We start from the raw sequence: 434 nt of genomic DNA on the forward strand, positions 1-434 counted from the left end.
AAAGATGTTAGATAGTTTTTTAAACTTTATCCAAACCGATCCAACCGTAATTCATGAAAGAGATGATCGTGGTAATCAACTATTACACCGAGAAGCTCTTGCGGGTAATTTTTTAATTATTCAAGCATTACTGCAATATAATCTAGATAAGTCAGCGCTGAATAACCAATCTATGACCGCCTCAGATCTAGCTCACAAAATGGGATGGGAAAATATTGCAAAATTATTAGCATAACTTTCATCTACTTATAGTCATTCCTATTTTGATATACAGAAAAAAAGCACCCGTAGGTGCTTTTTTAATAAGTCTCACACTTAATTAGTGATACCAACCAAACAACTTAAAGAAGTAAGGAACATACGCAATAATCAAGATAGCTGGTAGCATTACCAACAATGGGAAGATCCAACGTTCATAGCGATAGTAGAAAGAT

Annotated in this window: 1 pseudogene; it reads left to right on the forward strand. The window is 34.1% G+C overall.

The features are described from left to right. Positions 1 to 235: pseudogene (locus B4237_RS03625) on the forward strand (hypothetical protein); the annotation flags it as partial. Between the last annotated feature and the right edge of the window lie 199 nt (positions 236 to 434).

Source organism: Acinetobacter sp. UBA6526 (genome assembly GCF_002434875.1).
Classification (GTDB): domain Bacteria; phylum Pseudomonadota; class Gammaproteobacteria; order Pseudomonadales; family Moraxellaceae; genus Acinetobacter; species Acinetobacter venetianus.